The sequence below is a fragment of the Bradyrhizobium quebecense genome (assembly GCF_013373795.3).
Lineage (GTDB): Bacteria > Pseudomonadota > Alphaproteobacteria > Rhizobiales > Xanthobacteraceae > Bradyrhizobium > Bradyrhizobium quebecense.
The window spans coordinates 7,791,447-7,812,253 of the sequence record NZ_CP088022.1; the positions used below are offsets into that span (position 1 = coordinate 7,791,447).

20 protein-coding genes are annotated in these 20,807 nt (G+C 64.6%); 13 read left to right on the forward strand and 7 right to left on the reverse strand.

The features are described from left to right. Positions 1 to 196 precede the first annotated feature (196 nt). From HU230_RS37255 to HU230_RS37270, 4 genes are all read left to right on the forward strand, one after another. Positions 197 to 1,402 carry an aspartate aminotransferase family protein gene (locus tag HU230_RS37255; protein ID WP_176533930.1) on the forward strand — a complete coding sequence of 402 codons (1,206 nt, stop codon included), beginning with the start codon at positions 197 to 199 and terminating at the stop codon, positions 1,400 to 1,402. Next, positions 1,402 to 2,328: an ornithine carbamoyltransferase gene (argF, locus tag HU230_RS37260; protein WP_176533929.1), complete on the forward strand. Its 927-nt coding sequence runs from the start codon at positions 1,402 to 1,404 to the stop codon at positions 2,326 to 2,328. The genes HU230_RS37255 and argF overlap by 1 nt, the downstream gene beginning before the upstream one ends. Positions 2,329 to 2,531: 203 nt before the next feature. Further along, positions 2,532 to 3,560: an IS110 family RNA-guided transposase gene (locus HU230_RS37265; protein ID WP_176528479.1), complete on the forward strand. Its 1,029-nt coding sequence runs from the start codon at positions 2,532 to 2,534 to the stop codon at positions 3,558 to 3,560. A 345-nt stretch (positions 3,561 to 3,905) separates the two neighbouring features. Beyond that, positions 3,906 to 4,907 (forward strand): Hsp33 family molecular chaperone, encoded by a 1,002-nt coding sequence (locus HU230_RS37270; protein WP_176533928.1) that lies wholly within the window; start codon positions 3,906 to 3,908, stop codon positions 4,905 to 4,907. Between the two features lie 37 nt (positions 4,908 to 4,944). Here the strand turns inward: HU230_RS37270 and HU230_RS37275 are convergent, their stop codons facing one another. From HU230_RS37275 to HU230_RS37295, 4 genes are all read right to left on the reverse strand, one after another. Continuing rightward, entirely contained in the window at positions 4,945 to 5,175 is a 231-nt protein-coding gene (locus HU230_RS37275) for a hypothetical protein (protein ID WP_176533927.1), read from the reverse strand. A 21-nt stretch (positions 5,176 to 5,196) separates the two neighbouring features. After that, a complete protein-coding gene (locus tag HU230_RS37280) occupies positions 5,197 to 5,568 on the reverse strand; it encodes a signal transduction histidine kinase (RefSeq protein ID WP_176533926.1) in 372 nt (123 codons plus the stop codon). Between the two features lie 27 nt (positions 5,569 to 5,595). Beyond that, complete coding sequence (locus tag HU230_RS37285) at positions 5,596 to 6,090, reverse strand: hypothetical protein (protein WP_176533925.1); 495 nt, start codon at positions 6,088 to 6,090, stop codon at positions 5,596 to 5,598. Between the two features lie 692 nt (positions 6,091 to 6,782). Further along, positions 6,783 to 7,562, reverse strand: coding sequence for a sensor histidine kinase (locus HU230_RS37295; protein WP_176533924.1), 780 nt, complete (start codon positions 7,560 to 7,562; stop codon positions 6,783 to 6,785). 306 nt (positions 7,563 to 7,868) lie between these two features. Here HU230_RS37295 and HU230_RS37300 point away from each other — a divergent pair, with 306 nt between their 5' ends. Continuing rightward, positions 7,869 to 8,129, forward strand: coding sequence for a DUF1488 family protein (locus HU230_RS37300; protein ID WP_176533923.1), 261 nt, complete (start codon positions 7,869 to 7,871; stop codon positions 8,127 to 8,129). Between the two features lie 324 nt (positions 8,130 to 8,453). On the opposite strand, the gene HU230_RS37305 is transcribed toward HU230_RS37300, so the two are convergent. Continuing rightward, positions 8,454 to 8,777 carry a hypothetical protein gene (locus HU230_RS37305; RefSeq protein WP_176533922.1) on the reverse strand — a complete coding sequence of 108 codons (324 nt, stop codon included), beginning with the start codon at positions 8,775 to 8,777 and terminating at the stop codon, positions 8,454 to 8,456. 268 nt (positions 8,778 to 9,045) lie between these two features. Beyond that, positions 9,046 to 9,444 (reverse strand): Co2+/Mg2+ efflux protein ApaG, encoded by a 399-nt coding sequence (gene apaG, locus HU230_RS37310; RefSeq protein WP_176533921.1) that lies wholly within the window; start codon positions 9,442 to 9,444, stop codon positions 9,046 to 9,048. 272 nt (positions 9,445 to 9,716) lie between these two features. Between apaG and HU230_RS37315 the strand changes: the two genes are divergently transcribed. The 6 genes from HU230_RS37315 (at position 9,717) to HU230_RS37340 (ending at position 18,436) form a co-directional block, all read left to right on the forward strand. Further along, positions 9,717 to 10,988, forward strand: coding sequence for an OpgC domain-containing protein (locus HU230_RS37315; RefSeq protein ID WP_210284321.1), 1,272 nt, complete (start codon positions 9,717 to 9,719; stop codon positions 10,986 to 10,988). Next, positions 10,988 to 11,752, forward strand: a complete 765-nt coding sequence (locus tag HU230_RS37320) for an SGNH/GDSL hydrolase family protein (protein WP_176535239.1) — start codon at positions 10,988 to 10,990, stop codon at positions 11,750 to 11,752. The genes HU230_RS37315 and HU230_RS37320 overlap by 1 nt, the downstream gene beginning before the upstream one ends. A 14-nt stretch (positions 11,753 to 11,766) precedes the next feature. After that, a complete protein-coding gene (locus HU230_RS37325) occupies positions 11,767 to 12,774 on the forward strand; it encodes an SGNH/GDSL hydrolase family protein (RefSeq protein WP_224943989.1) in 1,008 nt (335 codons plus the stop codon). A gap of 260 nt (positions 12,775 to 13,034) precedes the next feature. After that, entirely contained in the window at positions 13,035 to 14,537 is a 1,503-nt protein-coding gene (gene glpK, locus HU230_RS37330; RefSeq protein ID WP_176533920.1) for a glycerol kinase GlpK, read from the forward strand. Positions 14,538 to 14,754: 217 nt separating this feature from the next. Further along, the gene (locus tag HU230_RS37335) at positions 14,755 to 17,199 is read left to right on the forward strand and encodes a penicillin acylase family protein (RefSeq protein WP_176533919.1); all 2,445 of its coding nucleotides are present in this window, start codon (positions 14,755 to 14,757) and stop codon (positions 17,197 to 17,199) included. A 208-nt stretch (positions 17,200 to 17,407) separates the two neighbouring features. Beyond that, a complete protein-coding gene (locus HU230_RS37340) occupies positions 17,408 to 18,436 on the forward strand; it encodes an IS110 family RNA-guided transposase (RefSeq protein ID WP_176528479.1) in 1,029 nt (342 codons plus the stop codon). Between the two features lie 311 nt (positions 18,437 to 18,747). Here the strand turns inward: HU230_RS37340 and HU230_RS37345 are convergent, their stop codons facing one another. Further along, a complete protein-coding gene (locus tag HU230_RS37345; RefSeq protein ID WP_176533918.1) occupies positions 18,748 to 19,029 on the reverse strand; it encodes a hypothetical protein in 282 nt (93 codons plus the stop codon). A 150-nt stretch (positions 19,030 to 19,179) separates the two neighbouring features. Between HU230_RS37345 and HU230_RS37350 the strand changes: the two genes are divergently transcribed. Together HU230_RS37350 and HU230_RS37355 are read left to right on the forward strand one after the other, a co-directional pair. Further along, entirely contained in the window at positions 19,180 to 19,773 is a 594-nt protein-coding gene (locus HU230_RS37350) for a GNAT family N-acetyltransferase (RefSeq protein ID WP_176533917.1), read from the forward strand. A 144-nt stretch (positions 19,774 to 19,917) separates the two neighbouring features. After that, on the forward strand, positions 19,918 to 20,544 hold the full coding sequence (locus HU230_RS37355) for a glutathione S-transferase family protein (protein ID WP_176533916.1): 627 nt from the start codon (positions 19,918 to 19,920) through the stop codon (positions 20,542 to 20,544). Positions 20,545 to 20,807 lie beyond the last annotated feature (263 nt).

Sequence of the window (20,807 nt, forward strand, 5' to 3'; positions counted from 1 at the left end):
CCGGATTGCGCTGGTTTCGCATTGCAGGAAGGCCAGCAAAGGCCGGCTCCTGACGATTGACACTTACCGGCCGCCGCATAGAATGACCCGTACGTGCCGCCCGCAAAGGCGGCCGTTTTGTTTTCCGAAGCTGGCGGTTGCTGCGTTGGCGTCAAGGCGCGCAGCAATTGACGGCTTCAAACCGGCAGTGAACGCCATGACCAACGCCTCGTCGCATCTGCTCCCCGTCTTCGCCCGGGTCGATCTCGGCTTCGAGCGCGGCGAGGGCGCCTGGCTGATCGCAACCAACGGCGACCGCTATCTCGATTTCACCTCGGGTGTCGCGGTGAACGCGCTCGGGCATGCGCACCCGCATCTGGTCAAGGCGCTGCAGGAACAGGCGACCAAGCTCTGGCACATGTCGAACCTGTTCAAGAGCCCGGACGGCGAGGTGCTTGCCGCGCGGCTGTGCGAGCAGAGCTTTGCCGACTTCGTGTTCTTCTGCAATTCCGGCGCCGAAGCGATGGAGGGCGTGATCAAGCTGGTCCGCCACCACCACTTCTCCAAGGGCCATCCCGAACGCTACCGCATCATCACCTTCGAAGGCGCCTTCCATGGCCGTACGCTGGGCACGCTGGCTGCGACCGGCTCGGCGAAATATCTCGAAGGCTTTGGCCCGCCGATGGACGGCTTCGACCAGGTGCCGCACGGCGACATCGAGGCGGTGAAGAAGGCGATCGGCCCGCACACCGCCGGCATCCTGATCGAGCCGGTGCAGGGCGAGGGCGGCGTGCGCTCGGCGCCGCAGGCGTTCTTCAAAGCACTGCGCGCGCTGTGCGACGAGCATGGCCTGCTGCTCGCCTTCGACGAGGTGCAGACCGGCATGGGCCGCACCGGCGAGCTGTTCGCCTACAAGCGCACCGGCGTCACGCCGGACGTGATGTCGCTGGCGAAGGCGCTCGGCGGCGGGTTCCCGATCGGCGCGGTGCTGGCGACCGCGCAGGCTGCGGCCGGCATGGCGCCGGGCTCGCACGGCTCGACTTTCGGCGGTAATCCGCTGGCGGTCGCCGCCGCCAATGCGGTGCTCGACGTCATGCTCAAGCCCGGTTTCTTCGAGCACGTGCAGAAGATGTCGCTGCTGCTCAAGCAGAAGCTCGCTTCCGTGGTCGACCGCTATCCCGGCGTGCTGTCGGAGGTGCGCGGCGAGGGCCTGTTGATCGGAGTCAAGGCGGTGGTGCCGTCGGGCGATCTGATCGCCGCGCTGCGCAACGAGAAGCTGCTCACCGTCGGCGCCGGCGACAATGTGGTGCGGTTCCTGGCGCCCCTGATCGTGACCGAGGCCGAGATCGACCAGTCGATCACAGCGCTCGAGCGCGCCTGCTCTGTGCTATCGGCGCCGCAGCCGAAGAAGGCGGCTGGATAATGAGCAAGCCGGTCCGTCACTTCCTCGACATCAACGAGCTGCCGCTCGCCGAGCTGCGCAACATGCTCGAAGCCGGAGCCGCCATGAAGGCGAGGCTGAAGGCGCATGAGAAGGGCAGGAAGCCGCTCGAAGGCAAGACGCTGGCGATGATCTTCGAGCGCCCGTCGACCCGCACAAGGGTGTCGTTCGACGTCGGCATGCGCCAGCTCGGCGGTGAATCCATCATGCTGACCGGCGCCGAGATGCAGCTCGGCCGCGGCGAGACCATCGCCGACACCGCGCGCGTGCTGTCGCGTTATGTCGATGCGATCATGATCCGCATCCTCAACCATGACGCGCTGCTCGAGCTCGCCGCCCACGCCACCGTGCCCGTCATCAACGGCCTGACCCGGCGTTCGCATCCCTGCCAGGTGATGGCCGACCTCATGACCTATGAGGAAAACCGCGGCTCGATCGAGGGCAAGACGGTGGCCTGGACCGGCGACGACAACAACGTGCTGGCCTCCTGGGCGCACGCTGCGGAGCGGTTCAAGTTCAATCTCAACATTGCCACCCCGCCCGAGCTCTCGCCGAAGAAGCCGATGCGGGACTGGATCAAGGCCACCGGCGCGCCGATCATGCTCGGCACCGATCCGGAAGCCGCCGTGCGCGGCGCCGACTGCGTCGTCACCGACACCTGGGTGTCGATGGGCGACAAGGAGGGCGAGCACCGCCACAACGTGCTGAAGCCCTATCAGGTCAATGCCAAGCTGATGTCGCTCGCCAAGCCGGACGCGCTGTTCATGCACTGCCTGCCCGCGCATCGCGGCGAGGAGGTCACCGACGAGGTGATCGACGGCCCGCAATCTGTGGTGTTCGACGAGGCGGAAAACCGCCTGCATGCGCAGAAGGGCATTCTGGCCTGGTGTTTCGACACGGTCGCGTAGTCGACGACATCAATGCCGTCGTCCCTGCCTTGTGCGCAATTGCGCACTGGAGCAGGGACCCATACGCCGCGGCCTGCGAAAAAGGCACATGGGCAGACGCCTTGTGCCGCGACAAAATCCTGTGGTTGATGGTGTGGACGGCCCCCTACGGCATCAGTGTGCCAGAATGAGGTTGTTGTAAATCTCAGACAAGGAGACCGTCCGTGAGAGAGATTATCCGTATTGGGATGGATACGTCGAAGCATATTTTTGTGCTGCATGGAGTTGACGCGGCGGAACAGCCGGTGTTGCGCAAGAAGCTGTCGCGCAAGCAGGTGCTTGAGTTTTTTGCCAAGCTTCCGCCGACCGTGATCGGGATGGAGGCCTGCGGGGCGGCTCATTACTGGGGGCGCGAGCTTGGCAAGCTTGGCCATGAGGTGAAGCTGATAGCGCCGCAGTTGGTGAAGCCTTATGTGCTGCGGAACAAGAACGACGGGCGAGATGCGGATGGGGTGTGCGAAGCGATGGGCCGACCGCGGATGCGGTTTGTGCCGGTGAAGAGCGCCGAACAGCAGGCCGCGCTGATGCTTGCAGGTGTCCGCGATGGGCTGATCGGCCGCCGTACCCAGCTCAGCAATGCGATCCGCGGCTACGCGGCGGAGTTTGGCCTGATCGCGCCGAAGGGGTTGGACAAGATCGAGCCGCTGTTGGCCCGGATCACGCAGGACGAGAGCGTTCCCGCTATGGCGCGCGAGCTGTTCGCCATGCAGGGCCGTGACTATGCGCAGTTGCAGGGTGAGCTGAAGGCGGTCGAGGCCAGGCTGCTGGCCTGGCACCAGGCCAACGCCACAAGCCGTCGTCTGGCCCAGATCCCCTCGGTCGGTCCGATCATCGCGACCTCGCTTGTGATGAAGACGCCGGACCCGCACGCCTTCCGCTCCGGCCGCTTGTTCGCGGCCTGGCTCGGCCTGACGCCCAAGGACCATTCCACCGCCGGCAAAACCAGGCTCGGCAAGATCACCCGCGCTGGCGACGAGACCCTGCGTCGCCTGCTCGTGGCCGGGGCGACCGCGGTGATCCGGCAGGCAAGGCTCGGGCGCGGCCACCCCTCGCGCTGGCTCGTGGCGTTGCTCAGGCGCAAGCCGCCGAAGCTTGCGGCCGTGGCGCTCGCCAACAAGGTGGCCCGCATCGCCTGGAAGCTGATGGCGACCGGCGAGAGCTATGATGCCGCACGCATGAACGCTGTCACCTAACAGGTCGGCCGGCCGGACGTAGCGCTCGCCGGACGAACCGGAGCTGCAAGAGCAGATGGAATGATCGATCGATCCAGAACGCGAGACAAGCCGCGGGACCCATTGGCCTTCACAAGGTCGCCAGGTTGTTTGGCACTCGCGTCGCGGAAACCATCTTGGCCCAGCGATCAACACGATCGCATCAAACAGGCCGGACATATGGATGACAGCGATCCGACCAATCCCAGAAAGCTCTTGTGCCACGGGGGCCGTCCACATATGGGTCCCTGCTTTCGCAGGGACGACGTCGATTCCCGGTATGCTGAACCCCTTTATTTCATGGTCCGAGACCCCAGATAGAGCGCCATGGTTTCACAATCCCCCGACATCAAAATTCAGGCCGAGACGCCCATTCGCGCGCCCTCGGCGGTTCCTGTTGACGATGCCGTGCTGGCCTTCGAGGTCGGTGCGCTGGACTTGCGCGGCCGGCTGACCCGGCTCGGCCCCGCGCTCGACGAGATCCTGCACAAGCACGATTATCCGCCCGCGGTCGGCAAGCTGCTCGGTGAGGCCATCGTGCTCACCACGCTGCTCGGCTCCTCCGTCAAGTTCGAGGGCCGCTTCATCCTGCAGACCCGGACCGACGGTCCGGTCTCGCTCCTGATCGTCGATTTCCAGGCGCCCGACCGGCTGCGTGCCTATGCGCGCTACGATGTGGCGCGCCTCAAGGACGGGCAGAGTTCGGGTGAGCTGCTCGGCAAGGGCCACCTTGCAATGACGATCGATCAGGGCGCGAACACCAGCCGCTACCAGGGCCTGGTCGCGCTCGACGGCGGCGGCCTGGAAGAGGCGGCCCACGAATATTTCCTGCGCTCGGAGCAGATTCCGACGCGGGTGCGGCTCGCGGTCGGCGAGGAGATGCGCGGCGGCGAAGGCGGCAAGCTGCACTGGCGCGCCGGCGGCATCCTGCTGCAATTCCTGCCCAAGGCCCCCGAACGCGCCAAGCAGGCCGATCTGCATCCCGGCGATGCGCCGGAAGGCACGGCCACGCACAGCGTGCCGGATGACGACGCCTGGGTCGAGGGGCAGTCGCTGATCTCCACCGTTGAGGATGTCGAGCTGATCGATCCCGATCTCTCCGGCGAGCGGCTGCTGTACCGCCTGTTCCACGAACGCGGCGTGCGCGTCTTCAACCCGCAAACGCTGCGCGCGCAGTGCTCGTGCTCGCGCGATGCGGTGTCGTCGATGCTGAAGAGCTTTGCGCCGAACGATCGCGCCGAGATGGTCAAGGACGGCAAGGTGGTCGTGACTTGCGAGTTCTGCTCGTCGGTCTACGAATTCACGCCGCAGGAAGCCGGCGTCGAGTAGGCGGAAAACCGACCACGAGACCCGGCAACCAGGCCTGTCAGCTCAGCAAGGTGCGGGTCTTGCCGGCGGCGTCATAGATTTCGATCTGAAGCATCGGATACGACGCCTTCAGTTGTCGGCCAGACGCTTCAGCAGCCTCGGCGGTGTCGAACTCCGACTTGAAGTGTTTGTCGACGATGATCACGAAGCCTTCGGTGGGAGGCCGGTCGGCGCGCAGTGGCTTCTTCGGCTCTGTTTCTTCAATGGAGTGCAGGGTTTTCTTCGTCATGGGAATCCTCCTGGATCGATCTCAACTCAGCCGGTGAAACGCGGGCGGCAGGGTCTCGCGCACGAGCCCGCTCAGATTCAAGGTCTCCCCGCTGTCGGTGATATCCGAGAACAGTACCTCGACATAGGGATGCTGGCGGTTGAACGCAGCACCGCGTTGGTATTTCGCACTGACGATCCGCTCGATCGCCGCCAGATTCAGCCTGCCGAGTGCGTTGTATTGATCGCGGAACAGGCTTTGATGTCCGCCGCGATGCTCGACAGACTCGGCCCAGACGTCCATCACCTTGCGGCCGATGAATGCCTCGGCCCGTTCATTTCCATCACGGGCGAGAAGTCGCAGCCCGTCCATGCTGTGCTGTCCGTCATCGACGTCAAATTGGGTAAGTGACATGGTGAATCTCCTGTTGTCGTGGTTGGCTCACATCGGCAGTCCATCGGGGACTGCACCTCCTTCATTGTCCCATCGCGACAAAGCCGCAGCGCCCGATCTCGCGTCCTGACGCGCCTCCAGAACCTTGTCGCGACCGGCATCATCCTTGTGCTTGTGCAGGAAGCGCGCGATCTGCCCGCGGAGCGCCGACGTCTCCAACAGTTTTCCGACCGATCCGGCGGTGTCGAAGATTTCCCGCTGCAGCGCCTTCGGCAGCACGTTCCATTGCATGATGATGGCCGCGCCGAGGCACCGCAGAACGTACTCCTCTTCGGCGGCAAGGGCGGCGCCGCGAGAGCGGTCCTGCTCCGCGACGTTTATTGCGTTGTCGAAATTGTCCGCCAATTCTTGCTCGTTATCCGCGAGTGAAGCGAGGCGGTCTTGCTGCTCTTGAAACTTGCGGCTTTCGCCCTGACTGCTCGAACGCTTGATCAGTTCGCCGTATGCGGCTGCCTTGGTGCGGTACTGCTGAGATTTGAACATGGCGGGCCCTTTCCTTGGAGGTCTCCGCGCATTCCGACCAATCTCGATGGCTGACGAGGATTGATTTGTATATGGGAGGCAAAGGGTCGAATAACGAGCACCGAGGCCACAAATCACCGGGCACAAGCCAATCGGATGGCGCGCGTGAATATCTGCACCGCGACAACGTTCACCGCGGTCGCCAGTTCCTGAAGCAGAGTTGGAAGCAATGTCGAAGCCGTCGCTTGGTGAGAGGCGACCGGAGGCCGGGCCCCAGCGGCATCGGAAGAATTGCGGCCCCAGCCGGCCCCGTACTGTGGGGCCGCGTTTCCTCAAAATCGGCAGTCAACTCGGCGTTCGCAGGCCGGGCGATGTCAGCCAATCATTGATGTGCGAGGCGGTTTCGACCAGCCGGGCCTTGCGAAGCATCGCGTTGCGCTGAAGGCCGGGCAGGAATGGCTTCGCAGCATCTCCTATCCTCACGGCTTCCAACGCCGGCAGATCATGAGGCGGCGGTTCAGGCTGGCTGTGTTGAGCAGTCGGCATAAAGCTCTCCTGGTTACTGGCGGGAGCTTGCAGCACTCTCAGTCACCGGTATCGGCCAGAGGCGGAGCAGTGATCACCGCAGTAGATACCCCTTACGTCCGGTAGTCGACTCAATTCGCAGTCGGAGGGCAGCATATCCAGACTTTGGCGTGCGTTCGGGACGTCGGCTATGCGGTTGACGAAGTAAGAGAAGCCAATGGTGCGTCGAATGTGTACACGAAACCGGTCGGCTCATAGCTTAGCTGCACGTCGCCGCGCAGCTGCCTGCCGAGCGTTTCGATCAACCGTGTCCCGAAACTGCGCCGTTCCGGAGGGTGGACTGCCGGACCGTTCTTCTCGGTCCATGTCAGATGCAAGCGCTGTGTTGGTTGATCCAGCGTCCAACTGATGTCGATCCGCCCCTGTGGGGCGGACAGGGCGCCGAACTTCGTGGCGTTCGTGCAGAGCTCGTTGAGTGTCATTGCGATGGCAATGACGGCGCCCGACGTCATGCGAATACCGGGTCCTGAAATCGAGAATTTCGGTTCATCCGGATTGTTGAAGGCTTCGGTGGCGCCGCGGACGACCGTGCCGAGATCCGCGCTGCTCCATCTTGCCTGCAGCAGGAGATCGTGCGCCCGCCCGAGCGCCAGCAACCGGCCCTCGATGGCGTGCTGCGCATGTTCGACCCCTTCCAGGTTGCGCAGGCTCTGGGAGACAATGGCACCGACGGTTGCGATCGTATTCTTGATGCGGTGGTGCAGCTCCTCGAGGATCACCTTCTGCAGCTTGTCGGCCGCTTCGCGCTCCTTGGCGTCAAGGCCGGCCGCGGTCAGAAGACTCTGGGCATCGACCGCGGCCTGCGCGAGGAGAAGCCGAAGGCTGATATTCTCTTCCGCCACAACGTCCTGCAGCGGTGCCAAGCTGCTTGCAGCACGCGGGTCGGGGCGGAGGTCGGCTGGAGACATCACCGACCGTATCATCATAAGCTGGCCCTTCGGCGAATGTTTTTCTGCGCAATCGGGCGAATCTGGACGTATCCGGCACGAAAAACGCGAGCGATTGCCCCGATACGTGCCGAGTGGGCTTGTCATTCGATAGCGGAGTATCCACCTGATCAGCAGCGCAACTGTATTGTTACAGCATCCCCCTTGCGGAAGCGCGAAGCCTTAGCTGCCAAATCTTGCAATCGATATTGACCAAACGTCACGTCGCTTCAATGCGCGCGTTACGGGTCGCGACAAGCCGTGGCAACAACCTGATAGGCCTTACCCATGATTGAATTTCCAAATCATAGTCGTTCATACGACCAAACGCGGCGCGCCGTGCGGTTTTGGGGATATGACAGTGCTATTGAGGCATCGTTCTTCGTCACCGAAGGCGCATTGAAGCGACTTCAATCGGATGTCTACCTCGACGAGCCGGGCCTTCTGCACGCCTTCGATGCCAACCGCGATCGGATATGTGCCGCTGCGGCCAGGGTCTATGTCCGCGGAAGCAGGGGGTCCTACGATCTGGTCGCCGCGAATTTCTGAAACCGGCGGCTTCGATGGTCACACGCGACAATTTGGCAGATTGAGCGCGTCAGTCGCACACCACCCTTGCAAGCGATCAAAAGGAGGATGTCGTGGATACGAGCTTCCTACTGACTTTCCTGGCGTGCGGAGCAATCTTCGGGCTCTCGTTCGTTGCGATCGGGGCTTTCTGGCTCCTGGAGCGCATGCGAGGCGCCGGTGCCCCTCACTTGTGAAGGTGGGGCAGCCGTCCGGTGGACCCAGGTCCACGCCGTTCGAGATGCCGCGTCTCCAAAAGAAAGGCCGCGGATTGCTCCGCGGCCGTTCCGACGCCGATGCGTTTCCTCAGTAGCGGTCGGTCCCGATTCCGACGCTCACGCCCGGAGCGCGGAACCCGATGCCGCCACGCTCGTCATAGCCACGGCGCTCGATGTAGCGCTCGCGAGGTGCGTATCCGTATGAATCATCGGGCTCACGGACGATGACGCGGCGTTCGCCTCGTGCGCGCCAGCAACGGCCGGCTTCATCGCAAACCATGCGAACGTTCTGGATGTTGCTCTCCGGCCCGACCGACGCGCCGAGTGAAAGCGGTGCGGCGAAAGCCGTGCTTGTGGCAGTCATGACAAGGGCACTTGCGCCGGCTGCCAAATAGATCGCGAGCTTCTTCATATGATTTCTCCAAAAAGTGCTTGTGTCAGGGAGCCAAGAGCCTCGCGAGCCATTGGTTCCTGGCGCCGGCCGGTCGATTGCAGTGATCGCGTGGCGGCCGTGCCGCCCCAATGCGCAATGGCACGTTGAAATGATGAGGAACTGAGGCCGGCTGTGGGCGTCCGTCCGTCGGGCAAATCAGAAAACCCGAAACTATTTCCATTATTCAGAAATTTGACGGCCCGCATCCCCGGTGACTGCTTGGAGCGCGGCGAGACTGACAGCGCGGCTAATTCAGCACCCTTTTCCCGTCCGGGCTCGGGCTATCCAGCGAGAACGTCGGCACGTCGATGTCGAAGCGTTCGCCGGCCTCGGTGACCATCTGGTAGCTGCCGGTCATGAAGCCGGAGGCGGTCGGCAGCGGCACGCCTGAGGTGTATTCGAAACGCTCGCCGGGCGCGAGCACCGGCTGCTCGCCGACCACGCCCTCGCCACGCACCTCCTGTCGGCGGCCGGTGGCGTCGGTGATGATCCAGTGCCGCGTCCGCAGCTGCACCGTTTCCGGGCCTGAATTGACGATCACGATCTTGTAGGACCAGAAAAATTCGCGCCGGTCGATCGACGAGCGCTCCGGCATGAAGTTCGGCTCGACGGTGACTTCGATCTGGCGGGTAACGGCGCGGTACATACGGCTCAATCCGATGATCTCGGCGCAGAATCCGCTTTCGGCCGGATCATGCGCAAACAGGCACCCATCATAGCCAATTGGTCAGCCGGAACCAATCGCCGGGCAGGCCGTGAAAAGCCGGTCCCGGGACCGGCTGTTCATCGTGGTTTCAACATAGTTCCGCTCTAAAGCGCGGCCGCATGTCGCCGCACTCTGTGCTTTGTCGGCAAGTTGTGGACCGATATTATCTTTTCAGCACGACCTGCGGGCGCCCGCAGCAGACACGGTGTTTGATGAGCTCGATTGCCGATCCCATAGCCGGTTCGCCGGTGGCTGACGCCAAAACCGGGGCAAAGGCCGAGGCCGAGGTCAAGGCGAAAGCCGTGGCGGCGGCGCCCGCGATCTCGCTGCCGGCGACCGGCGAGCGCGAACTCCGGCTCGATCTGTTCCGTGGGCTCGCGCTGTGGCTGATCTTCATCGATCATCTGCCGACCAATCTCCTGACCTGGCTGACGATCCGCAACTACGGCTTCTCCGACGCCACCGAGATCTTCATTTTCATCTCCGGCTACACCGCCGCCTTCGTCTACGGCCGCGCGATGCTGGAGGGCGGCTTCGTGATCGCGACCGCGCGCATCCTGCGCCGGGTCTGGCAGATCTATGTCGCGCATGTCTTCCTGTTCACGATCTTCCTCGCCGAGATCTCCTATGTCGCGACCTCGTTCGAGAACCCGCTCTACACCGAAGAGATGGGGATCATGGACTTCCTCAAGCAGCCCGACGTCACCATCGTGCAGGCGCTGCTGCTGCGCTTCCGTCCCGTCAACATGGACGTGCTGCCGCTTTACATCGTGCTGATGCTGTTCCTGCCGCTGATCCTGTGGCTGATGAAGTGGAAGCCCGATGTCACGCTCGGCCTGTCGGTCCTGCTCTACGCGCTGACCTGGCAGTTCGATCTCTACCTCTCGGCCTATCCGAACGGCTTCTGGGCGTTCAACCCGTTCGCCTGGCAATTGCTGTTCGTGTTCGGCGCCTGGTGTGCGCTCGGCGGCGCGCGGCGGATGTCGCGCATCCTGTCGTCGAACATCACGATGTGGATCTGCATCGTCTACCTCGTCGCGGCGTTCTTCGTCACGCTGACCTGGTACGTGCCGCAGCTCGGCCACATCATGCCGAAGGTGATCGAGCAATGGATGTATCCGATCAACAAGACCGACCTGGACGTGTTGCGGTTCGCGCATTTCCTGGCGCTCGCCGCGCTCACCGTGCGCTTCCTGCCGAGGGACTGGCCGGGCTTGAAATCGCCCTGGCTGCGACCATTGATCCTGTGTGGCCAGCATTCGCTTGAGATATTCTGCCTCGGGGTCTTCCTCGCCTTTGCCGGTCACTTCGTGCTTGCCGAAGTATCTGGCGGTGCCGCACTGCACGCCTTGATCAGCGTTTGCGGCATCCTCATCATGTGCGGCATGGCGTGGATTATTTCGTGGTACAAGCACTCCGCCGAAAAAGGCGCCTCGAAAAAAGGCGCCGGCGGCAGCGCCGATATGGCGGGAGGGGGAGCATGATGTCCGCGCGGACGATGCTGGGCCTGACGCTATTGGCCGCCTGTTTGGCGGCGGCGCCCGCACGCGCCGGCGATACCGCCGAGCCGCCGGCGCCGCCCTGCGACGTGCCGGCCTATCTCCTGGCGAGCGAGAGCTCGCTGCCGAAGGTCACCGATGCGGTGAAGGCCAACAAGCCGCTCAGCGTGCTGGTGGTGGGCAGCCGCTCCTCGACCATCCCCGGCAACGAGGCGAGCGCCTATCCGGCCACGCTGCAGGCGGCGCTGAAGGAGGCATTTCCGGCGGCAACCATCGATCTATCCGTAGAATTACAGGCAAAGAGCACCGCCGAGGAGACGGCGGGAACCCTTGTTAAGCTTGTTGAAGCAAAAAAGCCTACTTTGGTTATCTGGCAGACCGGAACGGTCGATGCTATGCGAGCAGTCGATCCTGACGATTTCCGCACCGCCATCAACGATGGCGTTGTTGCGTTGCGGGGCGCCGGGACCGACGTGGTGCTGGTCAATCTGCAATACAGCCCGCGTACGGAAACGATGATCTCTGCGCCGCCATATCTCGACAATATGAAGGTGGTTGCGCAGCAGCACGACGTTCCGCTGTTCGACCGGTTCGCGATTATGAAGCAGTGGAGCGACGCCGGATATTTTGACCTGTTCAGCACCTCGCATGGTGTCGATCTGGCCAAGAAGGTTCATGCCTGTCTCGGCCGCGCACTGGCGAAATTCGTGATCGATGCGGCCCATCTGGGCCCGGTGCAGCAGAATTAGAGGAAGCCGAGTTGATGCGTTTTGCCTTCCCTTTTCGTTTCGCCGCAGGGCGGAGCCTGCGCGCCGTTGCGGCGCTCGCGTTGCTCGCGCCGCTCTCGGCCGTGCCGTTGTGTGCGCAGACCGGCCAGGCCGACCAGCATGCGGCGCTGTCGCCGGGAGCAAAGACTGAAGCGGCCAGGGCCGATGCGGCGAAGCCCGCCGCGATCGAAGCCGATGCGGCCAATCCGCAACCGGGCGTCGCCGCCAAGGCGTTCGACAAGGTGAAGCAGGTCGCGAAATCCGCCAGCGACATCTTCCACCGCGTGCCCTGTCATCAGCCGACCGGCGTGCCGAACTCGACCGGCTCGCTGCCGCATGTCGCAGCCAAGCTCGCCGCCGGCAAGCCGGTCGTCATCATCGCGTTCGGCTCGTCCTCGACCCAGGGCTACGGTTCGTCGTCGCCGGAATTCACCTATCCGAGCCGGCTCGCCGCGCAGCTGCGCCGGCAGTATCCGTCGGCCGATATCAGCGTGCTCAATCGCGGCAAGGGCGGCGAGGATGCACCCGAAATGATGAGGCGGCTGCAGACCGAAGTGATCGACGTGCATCCCGACATGGTGATCTGGCAGGTCGGCACCAACGCGGTGCTGCGCAACCTCGATCCCTCGGAGACCGCCAAGCAGGTCGAGGACGGCGTCGCGCGCATCCAGGCCGACGGCGCCGATGTCGTGCTGGTCGATCCGCAATATTCGCCGCGCGTCACCGAGCGCCCCGAGAGCGCGCGCGGCATGGTGAAGCTGCTCGGCCGCATCGCCGCGCTGCGCCATGTCGGCATCTTCCCGCGCTTCGAGGTGATGCGCGACTGGCACGAGAGGCAGGCGATCCCGATCGACGATTTCGTCACCGCCGACGGCCTGCACATGAACGACTGGGGCTATGCCTGCTTCGCCCAGCTGCTCGGCGACGACATCATCCGCTCGGTCGGCGCGATCAAGATCGGCGTCAACGTCCCCGGCGACGTCAGGACCTACCGGCCGATGTGATCGGCGCCGCTGCTTCTCTCCCAGCATCGAGTCTGTCACCGTCACCCTGAGGAGGCCGCGTAGCGGCCGTCTCGAAGGGTCGACGGCCCGACTGTGGCCGTGCATCCTTCGAGACGCGCTTCGCGCTCCTCAGGATGACGGGATTGATACCGTGGCGGGGCTTTTGCCTTGACCATCCCGCCACACGCACCACCAATCTTGACCTCGCCGCGGTAATCCGCTCCCTTGGCGCCTGTTACGAAGCCTTAAGGGAAACGCTCATGTCTTTCGTGCTGGCCATCGATCAGGGCACCACATCGTCGCGCGCCATGGTGTTTCGCAGCGACATCTCCATCGCCGCGGTCGCGCAGCAGGAGTTTCCGCAACATTTCCCGGCCTCCGGCTGGGTCGAGCACGAGCCGGAGGATATCTGGACCTCGACCGTGATGGTGTGCCGCGAAGCGCTGGAGAAGGCTGGGCTGAAGGCGAAGGACATCGCAGCGATCGGCATCACCAACCAGCGCGAGACCACCGTGGTGTGGGACCGCGCCACCGGCCAGGCTGTGCACCGCGCCATCGTCTGGCAGGACCGCCGCACCGCCGACATCTGCGCGAAGCTCAAGGCCGAAGGTCATGAGCCGGCGATCTCGGCCAAGACCGGTCTCATTATCGACCCCTATTTCTCCGGCACGAAAGTCGCATGGATCCTCGATCACGTGCCGGGCGCGCGCGAACGCGCCGAGCGCGGCGAACTCCTGTTCGGCACGGTCGACTGCTATCTCTTGTGGCGGCTCACCGGCGGGCGAGTGCACGCCACCGACGCCACCAACGCCTCGCGCACGCTGCTGTTCAACATCCACGCCGGTGCGTGGGACGAAGACCTCATCAATCTCTTGCGCGTGCCGCGCTCGATGCTCCCTGAGGTGAAGGATTCCTCCGCCCGGTTCGGCGAGAGCACCGCGGATCTGTTCGGCGGCCCGATCGCGATCTCCGGCATCGCCGGCGACCAGCAGGCCGCGACCATCGGCCAGGCCTGCTTCGAGCCCGGCATGATGAAGTCGACCTACGGCACCGGCTGCTTTGCGCTGCTCAACACCGGCACCACGCCGGTCGCCTCGAAGAACAAGCTGCTGACGACGATCGCCTACCAGCTCAATGGCCAGCGCACCTACGCGCTCGAGGGCTCGATCTTCGTCGCCGGCAGCGCGGTGCAATGGCTGCGCGACGGGCTCGGCATCATCAAGCATGCCGCCGAGACCGGGCCGCTTGCCGATAAATCCGACTCGATGCAGAGCGTCTATCTGGTGCCGGCCTTCGTCGGCATGGGCGCGCCCTACTGGAATCCGCGGGTGCGCGGCGCGCTGTTCGGGCTGACCCGCAACACCGGCCCGGCCGAGCTCGCGCATGCGACCCTGGAAAGCGTCTGCTACCAGACCTTCGACCTCTGGGCCGCGATGCGCACCGACTGGCCGGAGGCCAACGCTGCCAACACCGTGCTGCGCGTCGACGGCGGCATGACCGCATCCGACTGGACCATGCAGCGGCTCGCCGATCTGCTCAACGCGCCGGTCGATCGCCCGATGATCCAGGAGACCACGGCGCTCGGCGCCGCCTATCTCGCCGGCCTCGAGGCCGGCGTCTATCCGGAGCCCGCGAAATTCGCCGACAATTGGCGGCTCGAACACCGCTTCAGGCCTGCGATGAGCGAGGCGACGCGCGATCGCAAGCTCGCCGGCTGGGCCCGCGCGGTGAAGGGCGTGCTGGCGAGCGACGAGGGGGAGTAGTTGATCTGATGTTGCGGCAAGCTCGCTCCACCTCTCCCGCTTGCGGGGGAGGTCGGATCGCATCGAAGATGCGATCCGGGTGGGGGCTTTCTCCGCATCATGACTAGTCCCATCGTGGTGACACCCCCCACCCCAGCCCTCCCCCGCAAGCGGGAGAGGGAGCGCAGTGCCGCTGCGGGTGCTGACTTCCAACCAATAACAACCATCGGAGAACAACATGAACACGGATCTCAACCGCGTCGCGAAACTACTCACCGCCGCGCTCTGCACCGCGTGGCTCGCCGCGCCCGCCGCGGCGCGCGAGAAGGCGAGCGCGCTCGTGGCGGCGCGCGAGGTCAAGACCGACGTCGCCGGGCTGAAGGCGCCGGGCCAGATCCTGGTCGACGTCTGGGGCATTCCGCACATCTATGCCGGCAACGAGCACGACCTGTTCTTCCTGCAGGGCTTCAACGCCGCGCGCGACCGGCTCTGGCAGATCGACCTCTGGCGCAAGCGCGGGCTCGGCCTCTTGGCGAAGGATTTCGGTCCCGCCTATGCCGAGCAGGACAAGGCGTTGCGCCTGTTCCTCTATCGCGGCGACATGAACGCGGAATGGGCGGCCTATGGCCCGAAGGCGAAAACCTATGCGGAGGCTTTCGTCGCCGGCGTCAACGCCTATGTCGCCGACGTCAGGGCCGGCAAGCGGCCGCTGCCGATCGAGTTCAGGATCGCGGGCACGATGCCGGACCTGTGGTCGGCGGACGATGTCGTGCGCATCCGCAGCCACGGTCTCACGCGCAACGTCGCTTCCGAGGTGAAGCGCGCGCTGGTCGCCTGCGCCGCCGGCCTCGATGCCGATCGCTTCCGCGTCAAGCTGGAGCCGGCCTGGACCACGAAGATTCCCGATGGGCTCGACCCCTGCAGCGTGCCGAAGGGCGTGCTCGCGGCCTACGACCTTGCTACGCGCCCGGTGAAGTTCGCAGCTCAGAAGGACCAGAAGGCCGCGCTGGCGCACGATCCAGACACATACCTCGCCGAGGCCGACCAGCAGCGCGACACCATCGGCTCCAACAATTGGGTGATCGCCGCATCGCGCACCGCGACGGGACGGCCCATCCTCGCCAACGATCCGCATCGCGAGCACTCGGTGCCGTCGCTGCGCTACATCGTCGGCCTCAACGCGCCCGGCATCTCCGTGATCGGCGCCGGCGAGCCGGCGCTGCCGGGCATCTCGATCGGCCACAACGATACCATCGCGTTCGGCCTCACCATCTTCAACGTCGACCAGGAAGACCTCTACGTCTACGAGCTCAACCCGGACAACCCGAACCAGTATCGCTACGGCGCGGGCTGGGAGGACATGCGCATCGTGCATGAGAAGGAGGCGGTGAAGGGCGAGGCCGACCGCGACCTCGAGCTGAAGTTCACCCGCCATGGCCCGGTGATCCTTGTCGACGCCGACAAGAAGCATGCGTTCGCCGTGCGCTCGATCTGGTTCGAGCCGGGCACCTCGGCCTATTTCGGCTCCTCCGACTATATGACCGCGAAGACGTGGGGCGGCTTCCTCGATGCGATGCGGCGCTGGGGCGCGCCGTCGGAGAACCAGGTCTATGCCGACACGTCAGGCAATATCGGTTGGGTCGCCGCCGGCAAGACGCCGCGCCGGACCAGCTTCGATGGCCTGATGCCGGTGCCCGGCGACGGCCGCTACGAGTGGCAGGGCTTTCTGTTGCTCGACGAACTGCCGAAGCAGTACCAGCCGAAGCAGGGCTTCATCGCCACTGCCAACCAGATGAACCTGCCGGCGGACTATCCGGTGGGTGAGCGCAGGGTCGGCTTCGAATGGTCCGACAGCGCGCGCTGGCAGCGCATTGTCGAGGTGCTGCAGGCCAACAGCAAGGTGACGCTGGCGGACGCGATGGCACTGCAGAACGACGACACCGGCATGCTGGCGCGGCGTCTCGTCGCGTTGCTGAAGCCGCTGTCATCCGACGATGCCAATGTGAAGAAGGGCCTCGATCTGTTAAAGGCGTGGGACGCGCGCGACGCGGCTGATAGCGCGGCCGCCGCGGTCTACGAGGTCTGGATCGCGAACCATCTCGGCCCGGTGCTGCTCAGGACCACGGCGCCGAAGGCGGCCGATCTGATCGCGCCGGAAGCCTCCAGCATCTCCGCGATCGTCGGCTATCTCGAAACGCCCGACTCCGCCCTCGGCAGCGATCCCGCCGGCGGACGCGACCGCGTACTGCGCGATAGCCTCGGCGAGGCCGTTGCCGACGTCGCCGACAAGCTCGGGGGCGATGCGTCGACCTGGCGCTGGGGCCGTCTGCATGTCGCCAAGTTCGATCACGCGCTGATGCCGCTCGCCGACAAGGCGACCGCGGCGCAGATGTCGGTCGGCCCGCTCGCCTATGGCGGCGCCGCCAACGTGCCGCGCGCCGCCACCTATCGCCGCTCCGACTATCATCTCACCGCCGGCGCCTCGTTCCGCATGGTGCTCGATGTCGGCAATTGGGATGCGAGCCGCACCATCAACACGCCCGGCCAATCCGGCGATCCCTTCAGCGGCCACTACCGCGACCTCGCACCGCTCTGGGCCACCGGCCAATACATCCCGCTGCTCTACAGCCGCCCGGCGGTGGAAGCCGCAACCGCCGAGGCGATCACGCTGACACCGAGGTGAGGGGGAGGCGGCGGCCCAAACCTCCACTGTCGTCCCGGGCAAGCGAAGCGCGACCCGGGACCCATAACCACAAATGCCGATTGCTTTGCGGTGCTGGGGCCACAGCGATCGCAACAACAAGCCGCGGTGGTTGATGGTGTGGACGGCCCCCTACGGCATCAGTGTGCCAGAATGAGGTTGTTGTAAATCTCAGACAAGGAGACCGTCCGTGAGAGAGATTATCCGTATTGGGATGGATACGTCGAAGCATATTTTTGTGCTGCATGGAGTTGACGCGGCGGAACAGCCGGTGTTGCGCAAGAAGCTGTCGCGCAAGCAGGTGCTTGAGTTTTTTGCCAAGCTTCCGCCGACCGTGATCGGGATGGAGGCCTGCGGGGCGGCTCATTACTGGGGGCGCGAGCTTGGCAAGCTTGGCCATGAGGTGAAGCTGATAGCGCCGCAGTTGGTGAAGCCTTATGTGCTGCGGAACAAGAACGACGGGCGAGATGCGGATGGGGTGTGCGAAGCGATGGGCCGACCGCGGATGCGGTTTGTGCCGGTGAAGAGCGCCGAACAGCAGGCCGCGCTGATGCTTGCAGGTGTCCGCGATGGGCTGATCGGCCGCCGTACCCAGCTCAGCAATGCGATCCGCGGCTACGCGGCGGAGTTTGGCCTGATCGCGCCGAAGGGGTTGGACAAGATCGAGCCGCTGTTGGCCCGGATCACGCAGGACGAGAGCGTTCCCGCTATGGCGCGCGAGCTGTTCGCCATGCAGGGCCGTGACTATGCGCAGTTGCAGGGTGAGCTGAAGGCGGTCGAGGCCAGGCTGCTGGCCTGGCACCAGGCCAACGCCACAAGCCGTCGTCTGGCCCAGATCCCCTCGGTCGGTCCGATCATCGCGACCTCGCTTGTGATGAAGACGCCGGACCCGCACGCCTTCCGCTCCGGCCGCTTGTTCGCGGCCTGGCTCGGCCTGACGCCCAAGGACCATTCCACCGCCGGCAAAACCAGGCTCGGCAAGATCACCCGCGCTGGCGACGAGACCCTGCGTCGCCTGCTCGTGGCCGGGGCGACCGCGGTGATCCGGCAGGCAAGGCTCGGGCGCGGCCACCCCTCGCGCTGGCTCGTGGCGTTGCTCAGGCGCAAGCCGCCGAAGCTTGCGGCCGTGGCGCTCGCCAACAAGGTGGCCCGCATCGCCTGGAAGCTGATGGCGACCGGCGAGAGCTATGATGCCGCACGCATGAACGCTGTCACCTAACAGGTCGGCCGGCCGGACGTAGCGCTCGCCGGACGAACCGGAGCTGCAAGAGCAGATGGAATGATCGATCGATCCAGAACGCGAGACAAGCCGCGGGACCCATTGGCCTTCACAAGGTCGCCAGGTTGTTTGGCACTCGCGTCGCGGAAACCATCTTGGCCCAGCGATCAACACGATCGCATCAAACAGGCCGGACATATGGATGACAGCGATCCGACCAATCCCAGAAAGCTCTTGTGCCACGAGGGCCGTCCACATATGGGTCCCGGCCTTCGCCGGGACGACAGCGAGTGTGTGGTGCGCACCTCTGGCTACTTCGCATCCTTCTCCTGCAAATCAAGCATCGCGCGCAGCGTGTCGTCGCTGAGCTTGCCGTTCGGTGACGGCACGCGTCGCTCGATGATCTCGACTGGTCGCGCATGCTGCGGAGCGACCTGCTCGCTGCGCGCTGGTGCACCGTCCTCGACGTCCATGGCTTCATCAGCCGCACTCGCGCCATACGCATAACCAACGCCGCGCCGGCGCTGCGCGGGTTTCGGCTTCGGTGGCGGCGGCGTGTAGACGATCGGCGGCAGCGTGTGATGGCGCGACACGGTGATTGCTCCGGTGGCCTCTGCACATGGAGCCGCTGATTCGCCAAAACACCCACTGACAAATCGGTAACATTGTTAAGCCGCGTTGCATTGCATCTGCCGCGACATGCGGATATCTCCCGCCGACAATCTGGAAACGAAGGTCACGCGATGCTGCTGCCCGACGGCTACTCCGACATTCCGCACGGCAAGATCGCCGCCGTCGTCACGCATCTGGAAATGACCGAACGTCCGCCGCTGCGCGACGATCCGCCCGGCACGTGGCGCCTGCGCAAGGTCGAGCCGCCGGCGCTCGACTGGTATCGCGATCTCTACCGTCGCGTCGGCGAGGAATGGCTGTGGTTCACCCGCACCGGGATCGATGACGCCGATCTCGCGGGTCGGATTCACGCGCCTGGCGTTGAGCTCTACGGGCTGGTCGTTGACGGCCATGATGAAGGCCTGCTCGAACTCGATTTCAGCGAGCCCGGCGAATGCCAGCTGCTCTATTTCGGCGTCACCGCAAAATTCATCGGCACCGGCGCCGCGCGCTTCCTGATGAATCGCGCGCTCGAGATCGCCTGGTCACGCGACGTTGCCCGCGTCTGGGTGCACACCTGCACCTTCGATCATCCCTCTGCGATCGCGTTCTACCAGCGCTCCGGCTTCCATGCGTTCAAGCGGCAGATCGAGGTGGCCGACGATCCAAGGCTCGACGGCAGATTGCCGCGCGATGCGACGAGGCATGTGCCGGTGATCGGATAGCCAGACCGATCATGATCCGGTTGCAACGCGGCGAGAGCCATCTAGGATGGTACAAAGCGCAACCTTTGATCCGGCGTTAGCCCACCCTTCGAAAGCCCTGCTTTCGAGGTACGGCTTGCCGCGGCATGACCGACGAGATGACAGATGTTCCTGATCGGCCAGTACGACTCGCCCTTTGTCCGCCGCACCGCGATCGCGCTGCGGCTCTATGGATTGCCGTTCGAGCACAAGCCGTGGTCGACGTTCGGCGACGCGGAGAAGGTTGCGGCCTACAACCCGGTGCGGCGGGTGCCGACGCTGGTGCTCGACGACGGCGAGGCGCTGATCGAGAGCGGTGCGATCCTGGATTATCTCGACGAGCTGGTCGGGCCGGAGAAGGCGATGATCGCGCGCTCAGGCGCCGAGCGACGCAAGCATCTGCGCATCACGGCGCTGGCGACCGGGCTCGCCGACAAGGCGGTGAGCCTGATCTATGAGCGCGTGCTGCGCAAGGAGCAGTTGAAGCTCTGGGTCGAGCGCTGCGAGGCGCAGATTTCGGGCGTGCTCGCGGTACTGGAGCAGGAGCGTGCGGCGGTGCAGGGGCCATACTGGCTCGGTGATCGCACTGGTCATGCCGACATCGCGGTGGCCTGCGCGCTGCGCTTCACCGGCGAGGCGCATCCGCATCTGTTCGATGCACGCTATCCGGCGCTCAAGGCCCACGCCGCGCGCTGCGAAGCGCTGCCGCCGTTCCGGGAGATCGTGCAGCCGCTGGCGCCGCCGAGCGGTTAGGGGTGGGTTTCACGTAAGGTGAGCGCGCTTCTCAGGCTCCCTCTCCCCTTGTGCCCTTGTGGGAGAGGGAGGGGAGAGGGGTGGCCCGGGCGAGCTGATCGATGAGTGCACTGGCCTCGCAAAAAGTTTGCTTGTCGTCGAGAAAAATACGGGGAGAGCACGTCGTATGGCGCCCCTCTCCCTAACCCTCTCCCGCAAGGGGAGAGGGAACCCTGCCGCCGGTGCGTCCCTCACGCGCGCGTGCCACTGAGTTGCCCGACGGC

Coding starts and splice junctions, on each gene's coding strand:
- HU230_RS37305 (WP_176533922.1), bottom strand. CDS start 8,777: ATGAAGAAGCTCGCGATCTATTTGGCAGCCGGCGCAAGTGCCCTTGTC.
- argF (WP_176533929.1), top strand. CDS start 1,402: ATGAGCAAGCCGGTCCGTCACTTCCTCGACATCAACGAGCTGCCGCTC.
- glpK (WP_176533920.1), top strand. CDS start 13,035: ATGTCTTTCGTGCTGGCCATCGATCAGGGCACCACATCGTCGCGCGCC.
- HU230_RS37350 (WP_176533917.1), top strand. CDS start 19,180: ATGCTGCTGCCCGACGGCTACTCCGACATTCCGCACGGCAAGATCGCC.
- HU230_RS37355 (WP_176533916.1), top strand. CDS start 19,918: ATGTTCCTGATCGGCCAGTACGACTCGCCCTTTGTCCGCCGCACCGCG.
- HU230_RS37280 (WP_176533926.1), bottom strand. CDS start 5,568: ATGTCACTTACCCAATTTGACGTCGATGACGGACAGCACAGCATGGAC.
- apaG (WP_176533921.1), bottom strand. CDS start 9,444: ATGTACCGCGCCGTTACCCGCCAGATCGAAGTCACCGTCGAGCCGAAC.
- HU230_RS37315 (WP_210284321.1), top strand. CDS start 9,717: ATGAGCTCGATTGCCGATCCCATAGCCGGTTCGCCGGTGGCTGACGCC.
- HU230_RS37325 (WP_224943989.1), top strand. CDS start 11,767: ATGCGTTTTGCCTTCCCTTTTCGTTTCGCCGCAGGGCGGAGCCTGCGC.
- HU230_RS37275 (WP_176533927.1), bottom strand. CDS start 5,175: ATGACGAAGAAAACCCTGCACTCCATTGAAGAAACAGAGCCGAAGAAG.
- HU230_RS37300 (WP_176533923.1), top strand. CDS start 7,869: ATGATTGAATTTCCAAATCATAGTCGTTCATACGACCAAACGCGGCGC.
- HU230_RS37320 (WP_176535239.1), top strand. CDS start 10,988: ATGTCCGCGCGGACGATGCTGGGCCTGACGCTATTGGCCGCCTGTTTG.
- HU230_RS37270 (WP_176533928.1), top strand. CDS start 3,906: ATGGTTTCACAATCCCCCGACATCAAAATTCAGGCCGAGACGCCCATT.
- HU230_RS37335 (WP_176533919.1), top strand. CDS start 14,755: ATGAACACGGATCTCAACCGCGTCGCGAAACTACTCACCGCCGCGCTC.
- HU230_RS37295 (WP_176533924.1), bottom strand. CDS start 7,562: ATGTCTCCAGCCGACCTCCGCCCCGACCCGCGTGCTGCAAGCAGCTTG.
- HU230_RS37255 (WP_176533930.1), top strand. CDS start 197: ATGACCAACGCCTCGTCGCATCTGCTCCCCGTCTTCGCCCGGGTCGAT.
- HU230_RS37285 (WP_176533925.1), bottom strand. CDS start 6,090: ATGTTCAAATCTCAGCAGTACCGCACCAAGGCAGCCGCATACGGCGAA.